The 465-nt window shown below is 59.1% G+C and carries 1 protein-coding gene; it reads right to left on the bottom strand.

Translation table 11 applies throughout. The annotated features are described in order from the left end of the window. Positions 1 to 125 precede the first annotated feature (125 nt). Positions 126 to 465, bottom strand: a 340-nt coding sequence (gene cyaB, locus C5B91_RS23165; RefSeq protein WP_119713051.1) for a class IV adenylate cyclase, incomplete at its 5' end; no start/stop codon positions are given.

Below are 465 nucleotides of genomic sequence, written 5' to 3'. Positions count from 1 at the left end.
TTCGATGTCTTGATCTTCGACGGCGAGCCCGCTCGCGGGTTGGACGTGAATGTTCCGCTCAGTCATTGCCTCGACTTCGTCTGGCCGGGTTCTATAACTTACGGGAACAGATAACGGCTGAATGATTACTCGTTCGCATCGTTAAGTAGCATACCGAGATAGGAGGTCCGTTGCTGCTCGTCGGGATTCAGACCGAGGTCCCGAAGCACCCTGTAGGCCCCCTCTCGAACGGGTTCGATGTCGCCGTCGGTCTCTCGTTCGACTTCAACGAACTCGCCGACACCGTCGACCGCGTCAAGCGTGACGTCGTATTCCCGGACTTCGTACACCCGGCGGTTCTTCCGGACGGTCGCCGCCGGCTCGAAACCGAGGTGCTGGACGATTGCGTCGATATCGTCGCCGTTCTCGACGCCTGTTTCGAACTCCTCTCGGCTCTTCGACTCCGCTTCGAGGAGTGGGCCCTTA

It is taken from the genome of Haloferax sp. Atlit-10N (genome assembly GCF_003586325.1).
Taxonomy (GTDB): Archaea; Halobacteriota; Halobacteria; order Halobacteriales; family Haloferacaceae; genus Haloferax; species Haloferax prahovense.
Note: the sequence above shows the minus strand (reverse complement) of the source record. Positions and strands in the feature narration are given on the sequence as shown.